The organism is Flagellimonas flava, from assembly GCF_050617915.1.
In the GTDB taxonomy this organism is placed as follows: domain Bacteria; phylum Bacteroidota; class Bacteroidia; order Flavobacteriales; family Flavobacteriaceae; genus Flagellimonas; species Flagellimonas flava_A.
The window spans coordinates 678,237-701,354 of sequence record NZ_JBODQE010000001.1; the positions used below are offsets into that span (position 1 = coordinate 678,237).

25 protein-coding genes are annotated in these 23,118 nt (G+C 42.3%); 15 read left to right on the top strand and 10 right to left on the bottom strand.

Annotated elements, in window-relative coordinates; genetic code table 11:
• The first annotated feature begins 3 nt into the window (after positions 1-3).
• The 4 genes from dapB (at position 4) to ACRHOZ_RS02955 (ending at position 3,515) form a co-directional block, all read left to right on the top strand.
• Positions 4-705: a 4-hydroxy-tetrahydrodipicolinate reductase gene (gene dapB, locus ACRHOZ_RS02940; RefSeq protein WP_431122191.1), complete on the top strand. Its 702-nt coding sequence runs from the start codon at positions 4-6 to the stop codon at positions 703-705.
• A 47-nt stretch (positions 706-752) separates the two neighbouring features.
• Positions 753-2,495, top strand: a complete 1,743-nt coding sequence (lepB, locus tag ACRHOZ_RS02945) for a signal peptidase I (RefSeq protein ID WP_431122194.1) — start codon at positions 753-755, stop codon at positions 2,493-2,495.
• A 71-nt stretch (positions 2,496-2,566) separates the two neighbouring features.
• Entirely contained in the window at positions 2,567-3,202 is a 636-nt protein-coding gene (locus ACRHOZ_RS02950; RefSeq protein WP_431122197.1) for a WbqC family protein, read from the top strand.
• Positions 3,195-3,515 (top strand): DUF6122 family protein, encoded by a 321-nt coding sequence (locus ACRHOZ_RS02955; RefSeq protein WP_431122200.1) that lies wholly within the window; start codon positions 3,195-3,197, stop codon positions 3,513-3,515. The genes ACRHOZ_RS02950 and ACRHOZ_RS02955 overlap by 8 nt, the downstream gene beginning before the upstream one ends.
• On the opposite strand, the gene ACRHOZ_RS02960 is transcribed toward ACRHOZ_RS02955, so the two are convergent.
• From ACRHOZ_RS02960 to ACRHOZ_RS02990, 7 genes are all read right to left on the bottom strand, one after another.
• Positions 3,492-4,526, bottom strand: coding sequence for an endonuclease/exonuclease/phosphatase family protein (locus tag ACRHOZ_RS02960; RefSeq protein ID WP_431122202.1), 1,035 nt, complete (start codon positions 4,524-4,526; stop codon positions 3,492-3,494). The genes ACRHOZ_RS02955 and ACRHOZ_RS02960 overlap by 24 nt on opposite strands.
• Before the next feature lie 6 nt (positions 4,527-4,532).
• On the bottom strand, positions 4,533-5,408 hold the full coding sequence (locus tag ACRHOZ_RS02965) for a rhomboid family intramembrane serine protease (protein WP_431122205.1): 876 nt from the start codon (positions 5,406-5,408) through the stop codon (positions 4,533-4,535).
• 3 nt (positions 5,409-5,411) lie between these two features.
• Positions 5,412-6,146, bottom strand: coding sequence for a rhomboid family intramembrane serine protease (locus ACRHOZ_RS02970; RefSeq protein ID WP_420400243.1), 735 nt, complete (start codon positions 6,144-6,146; stop codon positions 5,412-5,414).
• The gene (gene mutL / locus ACRHOZ_RS02975) at positions 6,147-7,991 is read right to left on the bottom strand and encodes a DNA mismatch repair endonuclease MutL (RefSeq protein WP_431122208.1); all 1,845 of its coding nucleotides are present in this window, start codon (positions 7,989-7,991) and stop codon (positions 6,147-6,149) included. It lies immediately after the preceding gene.
• Positions 7,991-8,275 (bottom strand): riboflavin synthase subunit beta, encoded by a 285-nt coding sequence (locus tag ACRHOZ_RS02980; RefSeq protein ID WP_422348495.1) that lies wholly within the window; start codon positions 8,273-8,275, stop codon positions 7,991-7,993. The genes mutL and ACRHOZ_RS02980 overlap by 1 nt, the downstream gene beginning before the upstream one ends.
• Positions 8,276-8,678: 403 nt before the next feature.
• On the bottom strand, positions 8,679-9,161 hold the full coding sequence (ribH, locus tag ACRHOZ_RS02985; RefSeq protein ID WP_431122211.1) for a 6,7-dimethyl-8-ribityllumazine synthase: 483 nt from the start codon (positions 9,159-9,161) through the stop codon (positions 8,679-8,681).
• A 4-nt stretch (positions 9,162-9,165) separates the two neighbouring features.
• Positions 9,166-9,924 (bottom strand): tetratricopeptide repeat protein, encoded by a 759-nt coding sequence (locus tag ACRHOZ_RS02990; RefSeq protein WP_420400247.1) that lies wholly within the window; start codon positions 9,922-9,924, stop codon positions 9,166-9,168.
• Positions 9,925-10,050: 126 nt separating this feature from the next.
• On the opposite strand from ACRHOZ_RS02990, the gene recF reads away from it, so the two are divergent.
• From recF to ACRHOZ_RS03010, 4 genes are read left to right on the top strand one after another with little or no spacing between them, the layout of a single operon-like run.
• Complete coding sequence (gene recF / locus ACRHOZ_RS02995; protein WP_431122215.1) at positions 10,051-11,130, top strand: DNA replication/repair protein RecF; 1,080 nt, start codon at positions 10,051-10,053, stop codon at positions 11,128-11,130.
• A gap of 25 nt (positions 11,131-11,155) precedes the next feature.
• Positions 11,156-11,554, top strand: coding sequence for a hypothetical protein (locus tag ACRHOZ_RS03000; protein WP_431122218.1), 399 nt, complete (start codon positions 11,156-11,158; stop codon positions 11,552-11,554).
• On the top strand, positions 11,554-11,850 hold the full coding sequence (locus ACRHOZ_RS03005; protein ID WP_431122221.1) for a DUF721 domain-containing protein: 297 nt from the start codon (positions 11,554-11,556) through the stop codon (positions 11,848-11,850). Before ACRHOZ_RS03000 ends, ACRHOZ_RS03005 begins: the two co-directional genes overlap by 1 nt.
• Before the next feature lie 21 nt (positions 11,851-11,871).
• The gene (locus ACRHOZ_RS03010) at positions 11,872-12,378 is read left to right on the top strand and encodes a GNAT family N-acetyltransferase (RefSeq protein WP_431122223.1); all 507 of its coding nucleotides are present in this window, start codon (positions 11,872-11,874) and stop codon (positions 12,376-12,378) included.
• A gap of 48 nt (positions 12,379-12,426) precedes the next feature.
• Here ACRHOZ_RS03010 and ACRHOZ_RS03015 read toward each other — a convergent pair whose 3' ends face one another.
• Together ACRHOZ_RS03015 and ACRHOZ_RS03020 are read right to left on the bottom strand one after the other, a co-directional pair.
• The gene (locus tag ACRHOZ_RS03015; protein ID WP_420402240.1) at positions 12,427-12,846 is read right to left on the bottom strand and encodes a nucleoside-diphosphate kinase; all 420 of its coding nucleotides are present in this window, start codon (positions 12,844-12,846) and stop codon (positions 12,427-12,429) included.
• A gap of 49 nt (positions 12,847-12,895) precedes the next feature.
• Entirely contained in the window at positions 12,896-13,939 is a 1,044-nt protein-coding gene (locus ACRHOZ_RS03020; protein WP_431122225.1) for an alkaline phosphatase D family protein, read from the bottom strand.
• Between the two features lie 75 nt (positions 13,940-14,014).
• Between ACRHOZ_RS03020 and ACRHOZ_RS03025 the strand changes: the two genes are divergently transcribed.
• The 4 genes from ACRHOZ_RS03025 (at position 14,015) to ACRHOZ_RS03040 (ending at position 17,910) form a co-directional block, all read left to right on the top strand.
• Positions 14,015-15,031, top strand: coding sequence for a DHH family phosphoesterase (locus ACRHOZ_RS03025; RefSeq protein ID WP_431122228.1), 1,017 nt, complete (start codon positions 14,015-14,017; stop codon positions 15,029-15,031).
• Complete coding sequence (gene gldI, locus ACRHOZ_RS03030; protein ID WP_431122230.1) at positions 15,028-15,585, top strand: gliding motility-associated peptidyl-prolyl isomerase GldI; 558 nt, start codon at positions 15,028-15,030, stop codon at positions 15,583-15,585. Before ACRHOZ_RS03025 ends, gldI begins: the two co-directional genes overlap by 4 nt.
• A 4-nt stretch (positions 15,586-15,589) precedes the next feature.
• Entirely contained in the window at positions 15,590-16,699 is a 1,110-nt protein-coding gene (locus ACRHOZ_RS03035; protein WP_431122233.1) for a peptidylprolyl isomerase, read from the top strand.
• Positions 16,700-16,842: 143 nt separating this feature from the next.
• Positions 16,843-17,910 (top strand): DUF3810 domain-containing protein, encoded by a 1,068-nt coding sequence (locus tag ACRHOZ_RS03040; RefSeq protein ID WP_431122235.1) that lies wholly within the window; start codon positions 16,843-16,845, stop codon positions 17,908-17,910.
• A gap of 10 nt (positions 17,911-17,920) precedes the next feature.
• On the opposite strand, the gene ACRHOZ_RS03045 is transcribed toward ACRHOZ_RS03040, so the two are convergent.
• On the bottom strand, positions 17,921-18,727 hold the full coding sequence (locus tag ACRHOZ_RS03045) for a DUF6503 family protein (RefSeq protein WP_431122238.1): 807 nt from the start codon (positions 18,725-18,727) through the stop codon (positions 17,921-17,923).
• A gap of 59 nt (positions 18,728-18,786) precedes the next feature.
• On the opposite strand from ACRHOZ_RS03045, the gene ACRHOZ_RS03050 reads away from it, so the two are divergent.
• From ACRHOZ_RS03050 to ACRHOZ_RS03060, 3 genes are read left to right on the top strand one after another with little or no spacing between them, the layout of a single operon-like run.
• On the top strand, positions 18,787-19,605 hold the full coding sequence (locus tag ACRHOZ_RS03050) for a TrmH family RNA methyltransferase (RefSeq protein ID WP_431122241.1): 819 nt from the start codon (positions 18,787-18,789) through the stop codon (positions 19,603-19,605).
• Between the two features lie 3 nt (positions 19,606-19,608).
• Positions 19,609-20,841 carry a M48 family metallopeptidase gene (locus tag ACRHOZ_RS03055; RefSeq protein WP_431122243.1) on the top strand — a complete coding sequence of 411 codons (1,233 nt, stop codon included), beginning with the start codon at positions 19,609-19,611 and terminating at the stop codon, positions 20,839-20,841.
• Between the two features lie 44 nt (positions 20,842-20,885).
• The gene (locus ACRHOZ_RS03060; RefSeq protein WP_431122245.1) at positions 20,886-23,090 is read left to right on the top strand and encodes a RelA/SpoT family protein; all 2,205 of its coding nucleotides are present in this window, start codon (positions 20,886-20,888) and stop codon (positions 23,088-23,090) included.
• Positions 23,091-23,118: the final 28 nt, after the last annotated feature.

The window sequence follows — 23,118 nt, forward strand, 5'->3', positions numbered from 1 at the left end:
TGTATGAAGATTGGATTGTTCGGCTACGGTAAAATGGGCAAGATGATAGAGCAAATAGCTCAAGATAGAGGACATACCATTGTTGCTCGAGTAGATGTGGATATCACAGATATCCCATTTGAAAACATGGATGTTGCCATAGATTTTAGTACTCCAGATGCCGCTTTTGGCAATATTACCAACTGTTTTGAACATAAGGTTCCCGTGATATCAGGGACTACCGGTTGGTTGGATCAGTTTGACCAAGCTGTATCTCAATGCGAAACACACCAGAGCGCTTTCATCTATGCTTCCAATTTTAGTTTGGGCGTAAATGTATTTTTTGAATTGAATGCCTATCTGGCCAAAATGATGAAGGGGCTAGATCAGTATAAAGTTTCTTTGGAGGAAATTCACCATACGCAAAAATTGGATGCTCCAAGTGGAACGGCCATTACATTGGCTGAAGGAATCATAGGTAACACGGATTACACGGATTGGAAATTGGAGGAAGATGGCGAACATATAGTTCCCATAACCTCCAAAAGGGAAGGCAAAGTTCCAGGCACACATACCATTGCATACAAGAGCCCAGTAGATGATATTGAAATAAAGCATACGGCCCATAACAGGGAGGGATTTGCTTTGGGAGCTGTAATTGCTGCTGAATGGATTCAGGGAAAAACGGGTATCTTTTCTATGAAAGATGTGTTAAATCTCACTTAACAAAGTAACAACTAGCAGGACTTTAAGTCTCACAAATAAACTTTTTTATGGACGGAACACAGTGGATCATCTTTATTCTGATCATTCAGGTCATCCATTTTTTGGGCACTTGGAAACTCTATGTAAAAGCAGGGCGTAAAGCCTGGGAAGCCGCAATACCCATTTATAATGGCGTAGTGCTCATGAAAATCATAAATAGGCCCTGGTGGTGGGTCCCCTTGCTTTTTATACCCATCATTAATTTATTGATGTTCCCTGTGGTTTGGGTAGAAACAATCCGAAGCTTTGGAAAAAACAAGCTCTTGGACACCTGGGCTGTTATTCTTACCCTTGGATTCTATATCTACTATATCAACTATGCGGAAGATGTCAGCTATATTGAAAACCGAAGCCTAAAACCCAGAACAGGTTTGGGTGAGTGGGTAAGCTCCATTGTTTTTGCTATTGTTGCGGCCACCTTTGTGCACACCTATTTTATCCAGCCCTATGTCATTCCCACGGGATCATTGGAACGAACCCTTCGGATCGGAGATTTCCTTTTTGTGAGTAAATTTCATTACGGAGCCCGTGTTCCCATGACAACACTAGCCGCACCTATGGTTCACGATACGCTTCCTGTGGTTAGAAAGCGATCCTATCTGGCAGATGTAAATCCAGAGACCTACAAAACTTCATGGATCAATAAGCTGCAATTGCCGTACATGCGTTTACCGGGTTTCAATACGGTGAAAAAGAATGATATTGTGGTGTTTAGCCTACCATCGGATACGCTGTATCAGTTTTTTAGGGCGGAAAAAGCGGTAAAAAAGCCTATTGACAAGAAATCAAACTACGTAAAACGATGTGTGGGAACGCCAGGAGATTCCTTGGCGGTGATTGATGGTTTTGTGCATGTCAACGGTACCAAACTAAAGCTTTCAGATCGAGCCAAAGTAATGTACTTCTATACCATCTATTCCAAAAAAGGTGTTTCCACTAGGGCGTTGGAAGCTGTTGATGCAGCTGATTATACCAGAAAGTACTTTGCGAATTCCCTGAGTGAGGCTCAAGCCAATGGCCTTTCCCCTTATATTAGGGGGGCCTTTAAAAACCCACAAGGTCAAATTGAAATTATCACGGATGAGAAGGGAATTCCAACTGAAGTAATAAGGCAATTGAGATTATCACTTTCCGAGGAAAGGCCTTTATCCAGACTGGCCAACATGACCGATGAAATGGTGACCCAACTCCGCAGCAACCAAGAAATAGATTCGGTGGTCAAGACCAATGAGCCCAAAGGAAAATACGGAGGTTCCTTTCCACAAAAACCCAATCTGTATCCTTGGAACAATGATAATTTTGGCCCCATCTACCTTCCGGAAGCTGGGTCAACCGTGGAAATCAACCATCGCACCATTCCCCTTTACAAAAAGATAATTAGGGATTACGAAAACAATGATGTTAAGGTAACTGGGCAGAAAGTATTCATCAATGGCCAAGAAGTCAATTCCTACACCTTTAAGCAGGATTATTATTGGATGATGGGCGATAATAGGGACAGCTCAGAGGACAGCCGTTCCTGGGGTTATGTTCCCGCCAATCATATTGTGGGCAAACCTGTGTTTCTATGGATGAGTTTTGACAATTTCAAAGATGGCTTTTTTAACTGGCGTCCACGTTGGGAAAGGATTTTTACTACCGTTGGGGGCAGTGGGGAGCCTGTTTCGTATCGCTGGTATTTTGTAGCTGTGGTGTTGGGATTATTTGTGCTTGACTTTGTGAACAAACGAAGAAAAAAGAAATCCGAATAAGACGTTAGACGTTAGACGTTAGACGTTAGACGTTAGAAATATGCTAATTTGATATAGGACAACAGCGCATTATGTCCAAATTTCTCATACATCCCTCCTATTTTCCCAGCATTGCCACATTTGCGGTCTTGGCCCAGAAGGCTATTGTTTGGGAAGCACATGATAACTTTCAAAAACAGACCTACAGAAACCGTTGCTACATCTGTACCGATCAGGGCAAGCATATGCTCAATATTCCCATAAAGCATGTGGGAGGGAACGACGGAAGACAAAAGTACCCGGAGGTGCAACTGGACCATTCTTCCAATTGGCTGAAACAACATTGGCGCACCCTGGAAACTGCATATAGAACCTCTCCTTTTTTTGAGTATTATGAGGACGATTTGAAACCCCTTTTTGAAACGCAGACACAGTCTTTATTTGAGTTTAACTTAAACACGATTCAGGTCGTTTCCGACTGTTTGGGCATTGAATTCACCCGTATGCACACCTCAAATTTCGAAATGTCCCCAAGTGAATTTCAGGATATCCGTTTTCTAGTGAATGCGAAAAAGCCTTTTTCTGGGCAATTTCCCGAGTACACCCAGGTATTTGGTGAACGTCACGGTTTCCTGTCCAATTTGAGCATTCTGGATTTGCTTTTCAACGAAGGCACCAATGCGGCTCCTTACTTACAGAACCTATCATTGGATTTTTTGGATGCTTAGGTTTATTATCCATTACGGCGTGCATTTCGCGGTTCCCTTCCTCATAGGTTTCCTGTGTTTTAAAAAGGATAGACTAAAAATCTCGCTTATTCTTTTGGCAGGAATCGTCATAGATATTGATCATTTATGGGCCAACCCCATATTTGATCCAAAACGATGCAGTATCAATTTTCACCTATTGCATTCGTATTGGGCCATACTTGCATATTGTATACTGCCATTCTTTAGACCCACACGGCTTATAGGCCTGGCCTTGATCATTCATATTATTGCCGATATGTTGGACTGCCTAATGATTTTCCTGGAGTCGTAAGGTGGCCACTATTGGAAAATGATCGGATAGTTTTTCGTCAAAGTTTTTATGGGATAACACCTCAAAAGCGGAATCCGCAAGGATGTAATCAATACGCAAGGGAAAACCTAACAAATTATACGTTCTTCCAAAACCGCTGCCTTTCTCCAAAAAGGTATCGCTCATATCGCCTTTGATTGTTCGGTAGACATTGGAAAACTGCGTGTTGTTGAAATCCCCACAGACCAAAGACTTATAAGGGCTTTTCACTTTGTGTTCATTGAAAAACTTTACTTGGTCCAATTGTTTGCCTACGGTCCTAACCAACCTTTTGTAATTTCTTTCGGATTTCTCCTCGGAAAAAGCGTCCGATGACGGAACAATACTGAACGATTGCAAATGCACGTTGTATACCCGAATCGTATCCTGATTACGCTGGATATCCGCATAAATAATATTGTTTGCCGTACCTGGTAAATTCAGGGACCCGCTTCCAACAATTGGGAACACAGAGAAAATGGCTTGAGTGGCTCTTCCCTCAACCGAATATGGCGTTTCCGTTCTGTAAGGATATCGGCCCAATTTCTTTCGCCATACGCGAGTGTGCTCTTGGATGCACAAAACATCAGGTTTTTCTTTATTGATCAATCCAATAATGCTATCTCCAATATTGGGTTTCTTTATCCATCCATTTTTATTCCAACGCCAGACATTGAATGTCATAACCTTAAGCTCATCCCCAGAATCCACCACGGCCTTGCTTCCCAGTTTGTAAAAACTGCCAAATGCAAAAAAAGCAACGATTAGGGCGACCAAGGAAACCCACATCTTTTTCTTACGCTTTAAGAGCCAGTAAACCAAAAACAAAACATTGATGAGGAAAAGAACTGGAACCGCAATACTCAATATGGCAAAGGGGGTCCAAATTTTTGAAGAAGAAAGGGAAATCAAGCTGGCAAACAGCAACATAAATGCCAAGAACATATTGAAAACGAAAAAGAGCTTTCCAAAGATTTTAGCGATTTTGCCCATAGCTTATCAATCCTCTTTACCTGCTTTGAACAAAAAATCCTTTTCGGCCTTGGACAAACTCTCGTAGCCAGATTTACTGATTTTATCCAAGATGTCGTCTATCTTCTTTTGATGTGCTGCCTTGTCATAGTCAACCTTGGTCTTGTTTTTTGCAGTCTTCTTTTTATACACCGTTTTAAGCGGAGCCTTCCTTTCCCTCGGTTTAAATAGTTGGGCTATCCCATTCCAGAGTTTGGTAAATCCAGAACCGATATCGTTCCCCTTTAAAAGTTGCGTGGCATACACATAACCCAGTAAAATACCTCCAAAGTGTGCAAGCATCCCGCCAACATTGCTGCCCATGGACAGGGAGATAACATCTTTCAATACCACAAAAACAGCCAATTGCCAGAGTTTAATATTGAAAAATATGATTCGTACTTCACGAGAAGGAATGTATGCGCAAACAAAAATCAAAACGGCAGAGACCCCAGCGGAAGCACCTATCAAGATAGCGTTGGTTGACAACAGCATAGGAAATACATTGTACCCCAGCATAAACAGCAAGCCGCCAAAGATGACCCCAAGAAAGTATACATTGAGAAACCTTTGGTTGTCAAAAAGGTTCAAAAAAATCTTTCCGAAGAAATAGAGCAACAGCATATTCCAGAAAATATGCCCCAAGCTTCCATGGAAAAAGGAATAAGTAACCAAGGTCCATGGCTTGGTAATAAATTCATTGATGTCTTCAGGGAGTTCGAACCAATTGAGTACAGCATCTTTGGGAATGCCAAACAGCACGGCCAACAAACCGGAAGCAATAAACACGAGTACATTGATTCCAATTAGCTTTTCTGCTATGTTAAGCCGAGCCATATAATATTTCAGTCCTCCACTAGCCATGTTTTAATCCCATCGGTTTTGGTTGAACTGATTCTTTTTCCAGTACCACATCATAATAAATCCAATCAATGCGCCCCCAATATGTGCAAAGTGGGCCACTCCGGTATTCACGTTTCCAATTCCAAAAATTAAATCTCCCAATAACAACAATGGCACAAAATACTTGGCTTTAATGGGAACTGGAAGAAAAATGAGCATCAGTCGTGCCTCAGAATACATAAATGCGAAAGCTACCAAAATACCATAAATGGCTCCCGAAGCTCCTACCGCTGGGGTGTTATATGCACTTAAAAAGTTGTCAATAGTACTTTTGGAGGCCAAATTGTACCAATCTGGGCTGTATTGTCCCCTACCTAATATTTCCAGAACCTGACTCTTGGTCATTCCTGCATCAACCAAAGCACTTAATCCCTCATTAAATAGATAGAAATTCACTGCTGAATGCAGCATGGCCGAGCCCAGTCCTGCGGAAAAATAGAAAAACAAGAACTTGTTCCTTCCCCAAACCTGTTCCAAGGGTGTTCCAAAAGCCCATAGGGCGTACATATTGAAAACAATATGCATAAGACCCCCATGCATAAACATATGGGAGATAATCTGCCACCATTCAAAGTTGCTGTTTTCGGGAAACCACAGCGACAGCAACTGGTACATTTGATCTCCGTACAATTGGGTGGCGAAAAACAAGATGACATTGATGATCAATATATGCTTAACTGCCTCGGTCAATCTACCCATTTAGTTCAATTTTTTATCTATATCCCCTTCGGAGATGATGGTATATATTTGTTTTTGTCTGGGACTCAAAGTGGGTTCCTTACATCCAAAAAGATTGTTTACCAAGGCCAACTGCGATTCATGGTCCAATACTTCTCCTGTCTTTACCGCCAAATTTCGGGAAAGCGCCTCGGCCAACAATTCGGCCTGGGAAATGGAACCTTCCTGATACCCCTCCTTATAATCCGCAATTAAGCGATCCAATACCGTGCCAATTCCACTTTCGGACACCATTATGGGTACTCCTGTCACTTTTACAGTTTCCTGGTCCAAATCTTCAAAGGCAAATCCAACATTGTATAAACTTTCCCTTACCTCCGTCAATACCCCTAAATCCTGTTTGGAAAATGAAAGTTCCAAAGGAAATAGCAACTGCTGACTTACCCCTTCCTTTACGGTAATCTCGCCCAGAAATTTTTCAAAAAGGATACGTTCATGAGCCCGGTTCTGATGAACCACCAACAAACCGGATTTAATGGTACTTACCACGTATTTCCGCTGTAATTGGAAAGTTGTTCCCGCTTGGGTCTCCATCTCATCTTCGGAATACATAACCCCTTGGACGACCGTATCTGTTTCAATTTCAACGCTGCTGAATCCACCCGTCTCTTCCATGTCCAATCCTTGGTACAAATTCTCCCAGGCCTTGGCGCTTTGCTTTTGGAAAGCGGGTTTGCTAGCTGTAGTCTTTACCGTGTCCTGAAAAGGATTGAAATCCGCATCCACGGTCACTTTGGGCAATACCGCTCCCTTTTCTTTATAGGCGTAAGGCGTATCCAAATTGGGGTCGTGCTCAAAATCCAGAACCGGAGCCACATTAAACTGACCCAAGCTATGTTTTACTGTGGAGCGGAGCATGGCATACAAGGCCTGCTCATCATCAAATTTTACCTCTGTTTTGGTGGGATGTATATTGATATCGATGGACTTGGGATCCACTTCCAAATAAATAAAGTAGCCAGGAAAAGCATCGGGCTTGATCAGCCCCTCAAAAGCGGAGACTACCGCGTGATGCAAATATGGACTTTTGATAAATCGATTGTTGGCAAAGAAAAACTGCTCTCCCCTGCTCTTTTTGGCAAATTCGGGTTTGCAGATAAAGCCTGAGATGTTCACCACCTCGGTCTCCTCTTCCACAGGAACCAATCGCTCTGTCATCCTGCTTCCAAAAACATGGGCTATTCGTTGTCTATGACTGACTTTGGGAAGATTAAAAATCTCTGAACCATTGTTGTAAAAATGAAACTCAATATTGGGATGCACCAAGGCCACTCTATGGAACTCGTCCGTTATATGCCTTAGTTCCACTTGGTTCGATTTCAAGAAATTGCGTCTGGCTGGGATGTTGAAAAAAAGATTTTTGACCGAAATGGAAGTACCTTTTGGGGTAGCCACTACTTCTTGGGACACCACTTTGCTGCCTTCTATTTTAATATGGGTTCCCACCTCCATACCTTCAATTCGGGTCAGCATATCCACATGGGCAATAGCAGCTATGGAAGCCAGAGCCTCGCCTCTAAACCCTTTGGTCTGAAGGTTAAACAGGTCTTGGGCGGAGGAAATCTTGGAGGTGGCATGACGCTCAAAAGAGAGTCTTGCATCCGTTTCGCTCATACCCTTGCCATTGTCTACCACTTGCAAAAGTGCCTTGCCACCATCCTTTACGATCAACTTGATCAAGGTAGCTCCTGCATCAATGGCATTTTCCAATAATTCCTTGACCACCGAAGCTGGGCGTTGAACCACTTCCCCTGCTGCAATTTGATTGGCAACATGGTCTGGTAAAAGTTTAATGATGTCCGCCATTAGGGATTCAGGAATATGGATAAATCAAAGTCGATGATGTAGAGAAACAACAATATTAATACGGCTACAATAATTAGGAATCGGATTCTCAAGTTTCTATCCCCTTCCGTCTTCAAATCATCCATTGCGGAAGTCACCTTGTTTTTTATCCCTCTTTGTGTATGGGCCGTACTTCTGAATTTATCAAGTTTATGTTCAATTTTATAAGGACTGCCTTCTCCCTTGTAATAACGCGGCGAGTAGTCAAACGTCTTGTTTTTTCTAAGTTTTAGAAAATTTCGCATGGCATCCTTTTCGGTGTAACCTCAAAGGTACTTAAAATCGAAAAACATGGCTTGGAGCGTATGCCAAAAAATGTTAACAAGGGAAAAGATCACAGGTAAGTTCAAAATCAAAGTTCAAGTTCAAACTCAAGAATAAAGTTCAAGGTCAACAAGATTATTGGTGTTTGGAGTTTGGTGTTTGGAGTTTGGTGCTTGGTGTTTGGTGCTTGGTGTTTCGCGTTTAAACTAAAATGGAAAGTGGAAAGTGGAAAGTTAAATTGGAATTTGTAGTTTGGAATTTAGGCTTAGAACTTAATATCGTTCTCGACTGCGCTCGAACTGACAGTTGGATTTTTGGAGTTTGGTGATTGGTGCTTGGTGTTTGGGACAGAGTCTTGATTCTAGAAATCTTAACTCTTGGTTCTTACCCTCCAAGCATTGCCATCTGAATGGCTGCGATGGCCGCTTCCGTACCTTTATTGCCGTGTTTACCGCCACTTCTATCCTGAGCCTGCTGTAGCGTATCGTCTGTTAGCACACAAAATATTACAGGAATATCATACGCCACATTAAGGTCTTTGATTCCCTGTGCCGTGGCACTACAAACAAAATCGAAATGGCTGGTTTCTCCCCTAATAACACTTCCAATGGCAATTACAGCATCTACCTGTTCCGTAGTGAGCATTTTTTTACAGCCAAAAGTCAATTCAAAACTTCCAGGAACGCTCCAACGCAGAATGTTCTCCTGCTGAGCACCACAGTCGATTAAGGCATCATAAGCACCTTGAAAGAGCGCTTCGGTAATGGCTTCGTTCCATTCAGAAACAACAATCCCAAACCGAAGTGACTTCGCATTTGGGATTTTGGATTTATCGTAAACTGAAAGGTTTTTATTTTCAGTGGCCATGCTGTTAGTTTTGGGCCAAACCAATAAGTACGTCAATGCCGTTGGCTTCTTGCGAACCTTCAAACTCCTCCTTGATTCGTTCAAAGAAACCTATAGCCTTATCTTTTTGGCCAAGATTTAAGGCCAATACACCCGCTTTATACAAAAATCTAGGTGTGGTATACTCATTGGTACTGTGTGAAATGGCTTTCTCATAGTAATCCAAGGCATCTTCCTTCTGGTTCAATTGGGAAAAAGCATCCCCAATTCCACCCTTGGCCATGGCACCCAGAACAGCATCATCAGAAGAAAAATCCTCCAATTGGGTTATGGCGTCATCATATTGTTGTAGGTTCAAATAGGTCATTCCAGCAGAATATTTGGCCAAGTTTGCGGCTTTGGTTCCCTTATACTCCTGGATGATATCCAAAAATCCATATTTCCCTTCGGCACCGTTCAAGGCCAATCCAAACAAAGAATCCTTGGCAGTTTCATTGGCCAATGCTTGATCAAAATATTGTTGCGGATAAAAAAGTTCATTGGCAGCAGAGGCCTCCTTGGGTTTCTGGATAAACTCGTTGTATCCCAAATACCCCAACACTCCTATGGCAATAGCTCCAATGGCCCCCAAGATGAAATTTTGGTTCTTTTGTACCCAAGCCTCAGTTTTGGAAGCACTTTGGTCCAAGGTGCTAAACACCTCTGCCGTTGTGCTGTTTTCGTCTATGGATACTTCTTCAGCCTTATTTTTGGGTTTAAAGCCTCGCTTCTTGTATGTTGCCATTCTTCATTAAATTAATCGCGCAAAAATAAAGTTTTTATCCAAAACCAAAAGGCAATTTATTCGTTATTTTTGGAATCTTTTATGGGTCCCATTAGCACCCCAAACACATTATTGCACTAGCTTTTCATGTTTTTAAAGCATTTATCCTTAGTCAATTACAAGAATTTCGATTCCAAAATAATGGAGTTCGACCCCGTAATCAATTGTTTGGTAGGCGATAACGGGGTTGGAAAGACCAACATTCTGGACGCCATTTATCATCTTGCTTTCGGCAAGAGTTATTTTAACCCGGTATCCACCCAAAACATTAAGCACGGCACTGATTTTTTTGTAATTGAAGGAGAATTTGAGAAGGATGAACGTCCAGAAAAAATCATCTGCAGCTTTAAAAGAGGAATGAAAAAGGTTATCAAACGGAATGGGAAAGCCTATGAGAAATTTTCGGAACACATTGGATTTTTACCTCTGGTAATCATCTCTCCTTCGGACCGGGATTTGATCATAGAGGGTAGCGATACCAGACGGAAATTTATGGACGGGGTCATATCGCAATCAGATAAGCAATATCTGCAAGACTTGATCAAATACAACAAGGTTTTGGTGCAACGGAATTCCTTGCTCAAGTATTTTGTGGCCAACAACACCTTTGATTCCGACACCTTATCCATCTACAACAGTCAACTTCACGAATTGGGAACCAACATCCATAAAAAAAGATTGGCCTTTATCACATCATTTCTACCCATTTTTAAGGAACAGTATGCCCATATTTCAGAAAAGGATGAACAAATCGATTTGTCCTATGAAAGCCAATTGAGAGATAAAAGTCTCCTGGAATTGCTGGAAGGGGCAGTGGAGAAAGACCGGGTTTTGCAATACACCAGTGTAGGTATTCATAAAGATGACCTACAGTTCACCATCGCTGGGCATCCAATCAAGAAATTTGGGAGCCAAGGTCAGCAAAAGTCTTTTCTCATTGCCTTAAAACTGGCCCAATTCCATTTTATAAAGGAGCAAGCCGGAACCGCACCCATTCTGCTTTTGGATGACATTTTTGATAAGCTGGACGAACATCGGGTTTCCCAAATAGTTTCCCTTGTGGATAATGAGAGTTTTGGGCAATTGTTCATTAGTGATACGCATGCCGATCGAACTGAAAATGTAGTTAAAAACATTCGACAGAGCTATAAAATTTTTACCTTGTAACATGAGGTGTCCAATCCTGTTTTTATTGGGTTTAATCTTTCTGGGATGCGCTGAATCAGCAATTACCAAGGAAGAACTTCGGCATTTGAATGGCTATTGGGAAATCAGCAATGTGGTGTTTCCAGATGGTGAACAGAAGGATTACGGAATCAATCCCACCATTGATTTTATTCAATTGGAGGGTACTCAAGGCTATCGGAAAAAAATGCAGCCCAAGTTTAATGGAAGTTACCAAACATCCAATCAAACGGAAGCTTTTGAAGTCATCCCAAGTCAGGAGTATTTTGTCTTTAGTTATAAACAAAATCTGGATGAAAGACAGGAAACCTTAATCCAATTGGATTCGCTCTCGTTCACCGTCCGTGACGAGGAGGGCGTACAATATGCGTATAAGCGATTTCAACCCATATCCATTCCCAAATAATGGCTAAAAGACAAAATTCACATTTGCCCCTTCGGGATGCCTTGAGCGAATTTATCAAGGAAAACAAGCTTCAAAAAGGCATGGATAAAGTGGATGCCAGGGATGCCTGGGCAAAACTCATGGGCAATGGGGTGAACAACTACACCACTGCCGTTGAACTAAGAAACGAAACCCTTTATGTTTCCTTGTCCTCCTCCGTGTTGCGGGAGGAACTGAGCTTGGGAAAATCCAAGATCATTACAATGCTCAACGAGGAGCTGGGCAAAGAATTGGTCAAAAAATTGGTGCTGCGCTAAATAGCAATCATTCCTAACCCAATGAAAACAATTGTAGAATCGGAAAGATTGCGAATTCAGGAAGCAGAGCCAGCGGATTCCGAATTTATCCTGGAACTGCTCAACAGCCCCAACTGGCTGGAGTTTATTGGAGATAGAGGGGTGAAGACCGAAAAACAGGCCATAAACTATATAGAAGGAAGTTTACGGAACTCCTACAACCATCACGGGTTTGGGCTTTACGTGGTAATTTTGAAGGCATCCATGCTCCCCATTGGCCTGTGTGGGTTCTTGCAACGGGATTATTTGGATCATCCCGATATTGGGTTTGCCACCCTGCCCGCTTTTGAAGGATTTGGATACACTTTTGAAGCTTGCGCAACTTTGATGGAACATGCCAAGCAAAATCTAAAGTTGAAATCCATTCTGGGTATCACCACCCCATCCAATATTAAATCCAGAAATCTCCTTGTTAAAATTGGACTTATGGAAGTAGGTACGGTGATTCCCCCAGGAAAAAAGGAGGAACTTCTTCTTTTTTCCAACTAAAAAAGCCACCCAAAAAGAGTGGCTTTCCATGTATAATCGTTAAGCTATTTAGAATACTTCTCTTCCTGAAAAGTGAAAAGCACCTTCAATAGCAGCATTTTCATCACTATCTGAACCATGAACTGCATTTTCACCAATGCTGGTTGCATACAATTTACGAATGGTTCCTTCTGCAGCTTCTGCAGGGTTGGTCGCCCCGATCAACGCACGAAAATCATCCACAGCATTATCCTTTTCCAAAATTGCGGCAACAATTGGCCCGCGAGTCATGAATTCTACCAATTCACCAAAGAAAGGTCGCTCTTTATGGATTGCGTAAAATTCTTGCGCATCTCTTTTGCTCAACTGGGTATATTTCATGGCCACAATTTTGAAGCCGGCCCCGGTAATCTTTTCCAATATAGCGCCAATATGCCCATTTTCAACGGCATCTGGCTTGATCATGGTAAACGTTCTATTTCCCATTATTTTCTAAAATTTTGCGCAAACTTACGCTTTTTCAACCAACGGGCAAGATTTAATACTGCTGTTTTATTTCTTGATGGACCAAACCATTTTCACCCATGATTTTAAGCTTGGCCTCATGGGTCTCTAGGTTTAACTCAATTAGCCCAAAACTGGGCACCGAAGTTACCGGACCAACACGGAAGCGGTTGGGCTCTGATTCAAAATTGGAGTAGGAATGGGTAAGGCCACTGCTTGTAAAGTCAATCAGGGGATACGACATGCCTTCCAATTGGGTTTTGGAAAACTCCGATATATGTCGATCACCGGACAAAATCATAACTCCTTTGGACTTGGAATTGGATATGAGTTGGTTCATCCTTTCAACTTCCTTTGGAAAATTGCCCCAACCTTCAAATCCATGTTCCCTGGACAAAAATTGAATGCTGGTCACAATTAAATTGAAATCCGCATCTGATGATTGCAATTCGTTTTGAAGCCATTTCCATTGCACCTCACCCAATATGGTGGCATCATCTTTTGTATTGGGCAGATACCTTCTTTCAGGATTTGGATCTTTCTCCAGTCTGCTTCTAAAGTAGCGGGTGTCCAAAACCATTACTTTTACTTTACCAGCGGGAATTGTATAGGTATGCAAAGCATAGATTCCCTTTCTTGTCCGTCTTCCATTTTCTGGAGCCACCTCCATAAAGTCTAAAAACTGTTCTTGGCTTCCATCCTTCATGGTAAACTCCTCCCCTCCATCATTCAGGCCATAATCATGATCGTCCCAGGTTCCAATCACAGGAATTTTGGATTTCAATAAAGCATATCCCTCAACCTTATTTTGTTTGTCATACATCGATTTCAAAAGCTCCATATCATCCGTATCCGCATAAATATTATCTCCGCCCCAAATCCAAAGTTGGGGGTCTAAGTCCAAAATATCGTCCCAAAAAGGGTTGTCCATATCTTGTTTGTTACAGGAACCAAAAGCAATTCTAAAAGTGGGATTGGAATTTTCACCAGGACTTTCCGAGCTTGGTGTAGATTCCTGCTTTGATTTGCATGCGACAAGTGCAATTATGCACAAAAAAAACGAAAGGAAGCGGGTCATACTATTAATTTGAACTGAGACAAAAATAAAGCATCAAAGCATACCTCTATATTATATTATTGTATCTTTGGGCGCATGAATTTAGAGGATATCACGACCGTTAAGTCGATTCTTTCCCAGCCCCAAAACATCGCAATTATACCCCATAAAAATCCTGATGGAGATGCCATTGGCTCTTGTTTGGCCCTTTGTTTTTTTCTGAAAGACCAAGGTCATAAGGCTACAGTGGTGGCACCCAACGATTTTCCTAAATTCTTAAAATGGATGCCCGGATGCAACAGCATTTTAAATTATGAAAGGGAAAACAGTCAGGCTAAAAAGGTTCTTGAGGAGGCTACGGTAGTCTTTACTTTGGATTTTAACGATTTATCCCGCACTGGGCAGTTGGAAACTCCTTTAAAGGAAAAGAATGCTGACTTTATAATGATTGATCACCATCAGCAGCCCAATGGTTACGCCAAGGTTACCTATTCAGATGTGAACATGAGTTCCACTTGTGAGATGGTGTATAATTTTATAGAATTTTTGGGAGCGTTGGACAGCATTACGCCAGAAATTGCCACCAATCTGTATACCGGAATCATGACAGACACCGGTTCATTTAAATATCGCACAACCTCCAGTAGAACACATCGGGTGGTGGCGGATCTTATGGACAAGGGAGCGTCCAATATGGAGATCCACCAGAAGGTTTTTGATACCAACTCCCCGTCCCGCTTACATTTGTTGGGCGCGGCCTTACGTAATATGGTCATTCTACCTGAATTAAAAACCGCCTATATCACCCTTAGCCAGGACGAGTTGGATCAATACGATTTCAAAAAAGGGGATACCGAAGGTTTTGTAAACTACGGGTTAACCCTGGAGGACATTAATTTTGCCGCCATCTTTATCGAAAACAAGGAAGAGGGTATCATCAAAATCTCGTTCCGATCCATTGGGGATTTCTCTGTGAACCAATTTGCCCGAGAGCATTTTCACGGTGGTGGACATGACAACGCAGCTGGAGGGCGCAGTGAGCTCAGTATGGAAGAAACTATTGATAAATTCAACTTGATTCTAAAGACTTACCAAAAGGAATTAAACCCATGAAAGCGATTTGGTCGTCCATATTGATTTTATTTTTAATGAGCTGCGGTGGTCCGGAACCGCGAAAGCCAGTTAAAGTAAAATCCGGTAGTTTTTTTAAGGAATCCGTGGAGCGGAACAAGGCGCTTTTGGCCCAAGAAGAAACCATCATCCAACAAATTATTGAAAGGGATACGGTGCATGAGTACATGGCTAGCCCCAGTGGGTTTTGGTACTATTTTGATGCGAAAAATGATAGCTCGCGATACTTACCCAAAACGAATGACCAGATTCTCTTTTCGTATGACTTGCGCAGCTTGGATAACGATACTATTTATACCGCTCAGGAAATTGGGCCAACATCTTACGTAGTGGACAAAGAACAATTGTTCACTGGACTTCAAAATGCGGTGAAACTGCTCAAAATCAATGAAAAGGCGACCTTCATATTTCCATCCCTGCAGGCCTATGGCTATCATGGGGATGGGGAAAGAATTGGCCCTAGAACTCCCTTGAAGTCGACCGTAGAATTACATACAATCATAATAAATCAAGATAGTCTAAATCTAAAACCATAATACCATGAAACGATCCCTAGTATTATTGACGCTATTTTCCATGGCCTTACTTGCCTGTAAATCCAGCAAGTATACCGATTTGGGAGATGGCATTTTTGCTGATATCCAAACCAACAAAGGAGATATCATTGTAAAATTGGAGCATGAGAAGACCCCAGTTACCGTGGCCAATTTTGTTTCCTTGGCAGAAGGAAATAGCCCCTTTGTGTCCGATAGTCTAAAAAACAAAAAATTCTATGATGGCTTGATTTTCCACAGGGTCATGAAGGATTTTATGATTCAGGGCGGCGACCCTATGGGAACTGGTAGGGGTAATCCAGGATACAAGTTCAAGGATGAATTCAACGACTCTCTTAAGCATTCTAAAAAGGGAATTCTGTCCATGGCCAACTCAGGTCCAAAGACAAACGGGAGTCAGTTTTTTATAACGCATAAAGAAACCCCGTGGCTGGATGGGAGACATACGGTATTTGGTGAGGTAGTAAGTGGAATTGAAGTGGTGGACACCATAGCCAATGTGGCCGTGGCTCCGCAAAGCAACAAACCCAATGATGATGTGGTGATGAACAAGGTGGAAATTGTACGCAATGGGAAGGAAGCCAAAAACTTCGATGCCGTTCAAATCATGACGGATTATTTTGCCGAGGAAGAAGCTGCGGTTGCCGCTTTTGAAAAAATGAAGGCTGATTACGCCGCTGAATTTGAAAGTCAAAAAGCGCAAGCTGAGGAACTGCCTTCGGGGCTTAAAATTCTATCCTTGACCCAAGGGGATGGGGAACAGCCTAAAGTTGGACAAAAGGTATTGGTGATGTATGCTGGATGGCTACCCAACGGACTGTTGTTTGATAGCAATTATGAAGAGATAGCCACCAAATTCAACAAGTTTGACTTAAGAAGAAAGCAAGGTGGCGGTTATTTCCCAACTCCAATGGATTATAGCCCTGAAGCCAGGCTAATTCCAGGATTCAAGGAAGGGTTGCAGACTATGAAAGTAGGTGATAAAATACGCGTATTTATCCCACCACATTTAGGATATGGCGCCCAAGGCGGTGGTCCCATCCCACCTAATTCCGATTTGATTTTTGACTTGGAGATTACCGGAATCCAGGAATAATAGCTTAAATTGTATTGAACCAAGCCGAACCTATGTTCGGCTTTTTTTGTTTTTGCACAAAGCTTTGTTAAGAGTCCTCCCCTTAATTTAAATTCTAAAAATTTAGAGGTAGTTTAGAGGCCATTTTCCCGTATCTGTATTCTATGCGACCCAAAGCCAAAACTTTAATTGCCCTCGCCCTACCCCTTCAAATTATTTTGGTCAAGTGGATCGGAAGTTATCCCAATTTGGTTGAGCGCTATTATAGCGAGGGCATTTATCCACCCATTTCCAGATTCCTACGGCTGCTATTTGGTTGGATTCCCTTCTCTTTTGGTGACCTCCTGTATCTGACCCTCATTGTTCTGGCCATAAGATATCTCTACCGAAACCGGAAGAACATTAGGCAGAAACCCCTGCTTTTCTTAAAGGATATTGCAGTGGTTCTATCCATAGTGTATTTTGCATTTCATCTGCTATGGGGAATGAACTACTACAGACAACCCATAACTTGGAAACTGGGCATTGAAAGGGAATATACCCAAGAACAGTTGGTGAACTTCACACAGTATTTGATTGACCAATCCAACCATTTTCAAGAACAGATTACAGGGGACAGCATCACTGCGGTAAAAGTTCCCTATGACAGAAAAGAAGTGTTTGACATGACGCAAAAAGGTTATGATCAATTAAAGAACGAGTACCCCTATCTTGAATACAAAAGCAAAAGCATCAAATCTTCCATATTCAGTATTCCGCTAAGTTATATGGGCTACGGGGGATACCTCAATCCTTTTTCCAACGAGGCGCAGGTGAATGGGATCACCCCCATATATCGAATGCCAACGGTAAGTGGACATGAGATAGGTCATCAATTGGGATATTCGGCCGAGGATGCCACCAATTTCATTGGATTTTTGGTTTCGGCTAAAAACGAAGATTCCTATTTAAAGTATACGGCATACTCGCATGCCTTGGGTTATTGTCTATCCGATTTGGCCCGAAAAGATGAGGACACTTTCAAGCAATTGATAGCAGGATTAAATCCTGGAGTCAAAAAAAATTACAAAGAAGTCCGTGATTTTTGGGAGCGCTATGAAAATCCACTGGAACCCGTCTTCAAATCCATCTTCAACACCTTCCTCAAAGTCAATAATCAAGAGGAGGGAATTGAGAGCTACAATTCCGTGGTAGGCCTACTGATCAGCTATCACCACAAATACGGATTTTAAGGCTAGCTTGCTAGTCATACTTCTTGGGTTCCACAACAACGGACTGCTGCGGTTTCGCATAAAAGTCGTTGGGTTTTGCCTCTTTGGACAAGCTCACATTTTCAAAGTTAACCGTACTTCGGGCATCGAGAATTTTTGGTCCCTCGTAGTTATACCATGTAATGGATTTAGGAAGCACCAGCCCTTCTACGTCCTGCCAATCATCATATCGAATCCATTTGACGTTTTCTGATATTTCCCCCGTTCTATAGGTAACTGTATACCCCAACCAGGCCATTTGACCAGTTTCAGGGTCAATATGAATAAAATATTCATCCTTGGGCGAGGTGCCCACCCCTGAATTATAGGCAATACGAATTCCAGGGTAACTTTTTTGTTCATATACCAAATCATCCGTTTCATGATAAACTATACCTTCATCCGCCAAAACAAAGGGCATGGCATAGAAATAAAACATAAGATTGTGGTAAAAAACGGCATCACCCTCATAGCTTTTATCAGGATCTAAGAGCCAAACCTGATTACCATCAGAACCCATCGATAATTTCGGAGTATCAACACGATCCTTGCGCGACCATAAATCTACTGTATGCGTTTCACTTGATTCGCTTTTGGGCATCTCAAAAGTCAATGTACGTTGGGCTTTCCATGTCTTTAAGCCACCATGGGCAGTAAAAACGGCATCAAGTACTTTAGGGTATTTTGAAGTGGCAACTTCGGTTTCAGTCTGCACATTTTCAGGGCTTTTTTCCTCTTTGGAAGTTGGTTTACAGGAGGCAATAATTAGAATCATTGCCAAGAGAATTATTCTTTTCATCTTCTATTTTTGGTCAATTTCATGCTTGGTCGGAAGCTATCTGATGAGATTACAAGAATATGTATTTTTGTGGGGTGAAGGAAATCAAATCCATCAGTAGTGCCCAAAATCCTTTGATAAAGAAGGTACTGCTCCTAAAGGAAAAATCCCGGGAAAGAAAGAAAACAGGCCTTTTTGTAGTGGAGGGAGTACGCGAAATTGAGCTGGCCCAAAAAGGTGGTTATACAATAAAAACTTTACTGTACAACCCTGAGATTGCATTCGATTTTTCTAGCCATCCGATATCCAGAAATCCAACAATCGAACACATCCAACTTTCCAAATCAGTTTACGAAAAACTGGCCCACAGGGGAACAACCGAGGGCGTTTTAGCAGTTGTTGAGAGCAAGGAGCATCTACTGGAAAATCTGCAGTTTAAAAATCCAAAACCTTTGGTTTTGGTTGCTGAAGCCCCTGAAAAACCAGGAAATATTGGTGCCTTGTTGCGTACAGCGGATGCAGCGGCCATCGATGCCGTATTGATAGCCAATCCCCGCTCCGACCTTTATAACCCCAACATTATCCGATCTAGTGTAGGATGTGTGTTTACCACACAAATTGGCATGGGGAACTCCACAGAAATTCTGGAGTTTTTAAAGGAGAAGAACATTTCCATTTTCTGTGCAGCACTTACGGCCTCCAAAAATTATGTGGAATGCGATTTTCAAGGTGGTTCTGCCATTGTGGTTGGAACCGAGGCTACCGGTTTGTCGGATACATGGCTCCAGCATTCGGACCAAAACATTATAATTCCGATGCAAGGTGAAATTGACTCGATGAACGTTTCCGTGTCCGCGGCAATACTTATATTTGAAGCCAAGCGGCAACGCGGATACTAGCCTATGGAAAAAACTACACTGTTTTATGTCATCATCGTTATTTTGGTGGTGCAATACCTTATCCATCAACTTTTGGAATACTTGAATGCCAAGAGATTTGAATCTGAAGTTCCAAAAGAACTCCAAGATGTTTTTGATGGGGAGGAATACCAAAAATCCCAGCAATATAAACGAACCAATTATAGGTTTGGTAGTTTGTCAGACGGGTTTTCCTTATTGGTCACCTTGGCTTTTTTGTTGTTGAACGGATTTGAGTGGTTGGATCAGTTAACACGGTCTTTATCGGACAATCCTATAGTAATGGCCTTGGTGTTCTTTGGTCTGATTGTAGTGGGGAGTAGCATTCTTAGTGCCCCCTTTTCCTATTATCAAACTTTTGTGATCGAGGAGCAGTATGGTTTTAATAAAACCACCAAGAAGCTCTTTTTCCTGGACAAGCTTAAAGCCGGGGTGCTCGCTGCTATTTTTGGAGGTAGCATCCTATCCCTGTTTATCTTGTTTTATCAGTGGACAGGCCCCAATTTTTGGTTGTACACATGGATTATGGCTGCTGTGGTCATCCTGTTCATGAACTTGTTCTATAGCAAGCTTATAGTGCCTTTGTTCAACAAACAGACCCCACTCTCGGAAGGTAGCCTAAAAGAAGCGATTGAACGCTATGCCAAACATGTGGGTTTTGAACTTCAAAACATTTTTGTAATAGATGGTTCCAAGAGATCAACCAAGGCGAATGCCTATTTTTCTGGATTTGGTCGGGAAAAGCGGATTACTTTGTTTGACACCTTGATCAATGATTTGAGCGAGGAGGAAATTGTCGCCGTGTTGGCCCATGAGGTTGGTCATTACAAACGCAAGCACATTATTTTCAATTTAGTGGTTTCATTACTGCTGACCGGTTTGACCTTGTTCATTTTATCCCTTTTCATCAACAATCCGCAAATTTCATTGGCCATAGGTGTGTCCACCCCAAGTTTTCACGCTGGTTTGATCGGTTTTGTGCTGCTCTATAGCCCCATCTCCGAAATTACGGGATTGGCCATGAATTATCTATCCAGAAAGTTTGAGTTTCAGGCAGATAACTATGCCAAAATGACATTTGCCGCTACACCCCTGGTCACCTCTTTAAAAAAGCTTTCCAAAAACAATTTAAGCAACCTCACGCCCCATCCAGCGTACGTGTTTGTGCATTATTCCCACCCTCCTCTAATTGAACGGATTAGAAACTTAAAGGCATAATTTTTGTTGGTTAGCTATTAAGATTGTGCTAACTTTAATTTAATATGACGGAGGCTGCTATAGAAAAAGAGAACAAGGAGATCGCGAAGCAGTACAAGGAATTGCTTCGTATCAGTTATCAAACCTTGACCGCTGCGGACAAGAAATTGATACGCTCCGCTTTTGACGTTGCCGTGGATGCCCACAAAGATCAACGTAGAAAGTCGGGGGAGGCCTATATTTTTCATCCTATAGCCGTTGCCAAAATTGTAGCTTCCAAAATTGGGCTGGATGCAGTTTCCATTGCTTCTGCCCTTTTACATGATGTTGTAGAAGATACGCCCTACACCCTGGACGACATTGAACGTATGTTCGGGGAAACCGTAGCCCGTATCGTGGATGGACTGACCAAGATAGCCCACCTTAAGAAGGACAAAGACATCAGTCAGCAAGCAGAAAACTTTAGAAAAATGCTACTGACCCTGCATGACGATGTGCGGGTGATCATCATCAAAATTGCAGATCGGTACCACAATATGCTCACCATGGACTCCATGCCCGAGCACAAGCAGGTAAAAATTGCCTCGGAGACCCTTTACATTTATGCTCCCTTGGCACACAGGATCGGGCTTTATAACATAAAAACCCATCTGGAAGATCTCAGTTTAAAATATACAGAGCCCGAGGTCTACAACGATATACAAGCCAAGATTGAGGATACGGAGGAAGAGCAGCAGGCCTATATTGATGATTTTGCCAACGTGATCAGAAACTCCCTGGATAAGGAAGGCTTGAACTATGACGTAAAGGGGCGAATGAAGTCCATCTTTTCCATTAGGAGAAAGATGAAGGCCCAAAATGTATCTTTTGATGAGGTCTATGACAAGTTCGCCATTCGGATCATCTATAAATCCGACCGAAAAAATGAAAAGTTCCTGGCGTGGAAAATCTATTCCATTGTTACGGATCACTTCACACCCAATCCCATCCGTTTGCGCGATTGGATCACTTCCCCAAAATCAACGGGGTATGAAGCCTTGCACATAACCGTAATGGGTCCCAAAGGAAAATGGGTAGAGGTCCAGATCAGAAGTGAACGCATGCACGAGATTGCCGAAAAAGGCTATGCGGCCCACTTTAAGTACAAGCACGGAGAACAAAAAGAACAAGGTATTGAGGATTGGCTCAACCGATTACAGGAAGCGCTTGAAGGCTCCAATGGAAATGCCGTGGATTTTGTGGAGGAGTTCAAGCTTAATCTGTACTCCAAGGAGATTTTTGTATTTACCCCAAAAGGGGATCTAAAATCCATGCCCAAGGGTTCCACCCCTTTGGATTTTGCCTTCCACATCCATACGGAAATAGGGATGAAGACCCGAGGTGCCAGGGTTAATGGAAAATTGGTTCCGCTGGGATCTACGCTTCAAAGTGGGGACCAAGTGGAGATCATCACTTCTGAAAGTGCCAAACCCAACCAAAGCTGGTTGGATTATGCCCAAACGGCCCGTGCGCGATCCAAGATCAAATCGTCCTTAAGCGAGGAAAAGAAAAGCATTGCGGCTGATGGGAAGGAAGTGCTTCGCCGAAAGCTAAAATCCCAAAAAATCAATTTGAACGAGGACACCGTGAACAAATTGGTGACCTACTTTAAGCTGAAAACCAGCTTAGATCTCTTTTATCGGGTAGGAATTGGGGTCATAGACAATGAGCGCATCAAGGACTTTGCATCTTCGTATCACAATGCCTTCTTGAATTTCTTCAAAAACAAAATCCGAAGGAACCCTGCTCCCAAGGATGTGAACAAGGATGAGATTACCACCAAGTACGATATGCTCGTATTTGGCAAGGAGGAGGAAAAATTGCCCTATAAATTGTCACAATGCTGCAATCCCATTCCAGGAGATGATGTTTTTGGATTTTTAAGCGTAAACGAAGGGATCAAGGTTCACACCAAAAGCTGTCCCAATGCCATTTCGCTTCAATCCAATTATGCGTACCGGATCATGTCGGCCAAATGGATAGACTCCTCTCAAGAAGAGTTTACCGCTGACATCCGAATCACGGGGATTGACAATCTGGGATTGGTAAACGAGATTACCAACATCATCTCGGACAACTTGCACGTGAATATGCGCAACCTGAATTTTAGCGCCGATGGGGGTACTTTTACGGGTCAGATTACCTTGGTCGTGAAAAACAACAACATCCTCAAAAAATTGGTCAACCACCTGAAACAGGTAGAGGGGATAGACAAAGTATCCAGAATTTAATTTTTAGCTGTACCTTTGTCCTTTAGCA

Excerpts from the sequence above, each read along its gene's own strand:
- ACRHOZ_RS03005 (WP_431122221.1), top strand. The coding sequence starts at position 11,554 with ATGGCTAAAAGACAAAATTCACATTTGCCCCTTCGGGATGCCTTGAGC.
- ACRHOZ_RS03035 (WP_431122233.1), top strand. The coding sequence starts at position 15,590 with ATGAAACGATCCCTAGTATTATTGACGCTATTTTCCATGGCCTTACTT.
- ACRHOZ_RS03050 (WP_431122241.1), top strand. The coding sequence starts at position 18,787 with ATGTATTTTTGTGGGGTGAAGGAAATCAAATCCATCAGTAGTGCCCAA.
- ACRHOZ_RS03010 (WP_431122223.1), top strand. The coding sequence starts at position 11,872 with ATGAAAACAATTGTAGAATCGGAAAGATTGCGAATTCAGGAAGCAGAG.
- ACRHOZ_RS03045 (WP_431122238.1), bottom strand. The coding sequence starts at position 18,727 with ATGAAAAGAATAATTCTCTTGGCAATGATTCTAATTATTGCCTCCTGT.
- ACRHOZ_RS03060 (WP_431122245.1), top strand. The coding sequence starts at position 20,886 with ATGACGGAGGCTGCTATAGAAAAAGAGAACAAGGAGATCGCGAAGCAG.
- ACRHOZ_RS02980 (WP_422348495.1), bottom strand. The coding sequence starts at position 8,275 with ATGCGAAATTTTCTAAAACTTAGAAAAAACAAGACGTTTGACTACTCG.
- ACRHOZ_RS03055 (WP_431122243.1), top strand. The coding sequence starts at position 19,609 with ATGGAAAAAACTACACTGTTTTATGTCATCATCGTTATTTTGGTGGTG.
- ACRHOZ_RS03025 (WP_431122228.1), top strand. The coding sequence starts at position 14,015 with ATGAATTTAGAGGATATCACGACCGTTAAGTCGATTCTTTCCCAGCCC.
- dapB (WP_431122191.1), top strand. The coding sequence starts at position 4 with ATGAAGATTGGATTGTTCGGCTACGGTAAAATGGGCAAGATGATAGAG.
- mutL (WP_431122208.1), bottom strand. The coding sequence starts at position 7,991 with ATGGCGGACATCATTAAACTTTTACCAGACCATGTTGCCAATCAAATT.
- ACRHOZ_RS03040 (WP_431122235.1), top strand. The coding sequence starts at position 16,843 with ATGCGACCCAAAGCCAAAACTTTAATTGCCCTCGCCCTACCCCTTCAA.
- ACRHOZ_RS02950 (WP_431122197.1), top strand. The coding sequence starts at position 2,567 with ATGTCCAAATTTCTCATACATCCCTCCTATTTTCCCAGCATTGCCACA.
- ACRHOZ_RS02970 (WP_420400243.1), bottom strand. The coding sequence starts at position 6,146 with ATGGGTAGATTGACCGAGGCAGTTAAGCATATATTGATCATCAATGTC.
- recF (WP_431122215.1), top strand. The coding sequence starts at position 10,051 with ATGTTTTTAAAGCATTTATCCTTAGTCAATTACAAGAATTTCGATTCC.
- ACRHOZ_RS02955 (WP_431122200.1), top strand. The coding sequence starts at position 3,195 with ATGCTTAGGTTTATTATCCATTACGGCGTGCATTTCGCGGTTCCCTTC.
- ACRHOZ_RS03020 (WP_431122225.1), bottom strand. The coding sequence starts at position 13,939 with ATGACCCGCTTCCTTTCGTTTTTTTTGTGCATAATTGCACTTGTCGCA.
- gldI (WP_431122230.1), top strand. The coding sequence starts at position 15,028 with ATGAAAGCGATTTGGTCGTCCATATTGATTTTATTTTTAATGAGCTGC.
- ACRHOZ_RS02965 (WP_431122205.1), bottom strand. The coding sequence starts at position 5,408 with ATGGCTAGTGGAGGACTGAAATATTATATGGCTCGGCTTAACATAGCA.
- ACRHOZ_RS02990 (WP_420400247.1), bottom strand. The coding sequence starts at position 9,924 with ATGGCAACATACAAGAAGCGAGGCTTTAAACCCAAAAATAAGGCTGAA.
- ACRHOZ_RS02960 (WP_431122202.1), bottom strand. The coding sequence starts at position 4,526 with ATGGGCAAAATCGCTAAAATCTTTGGAAAGCTCTTTTTCGTTTTCAAT.
- ribH (WP_431122211.1), bottom strand. The coding sequence starts at position 9,161 with ATGGCCACTGAAAATAAAAACCTTTCAGTTTACGATAAATCCAAAATC.
- lepB (WP_431122194.1), top strand. The coding sequence starts at position 753 with ATGGACGGAACACAGTGGATCATCTTTATTCTGATCATTCAGGTCATC.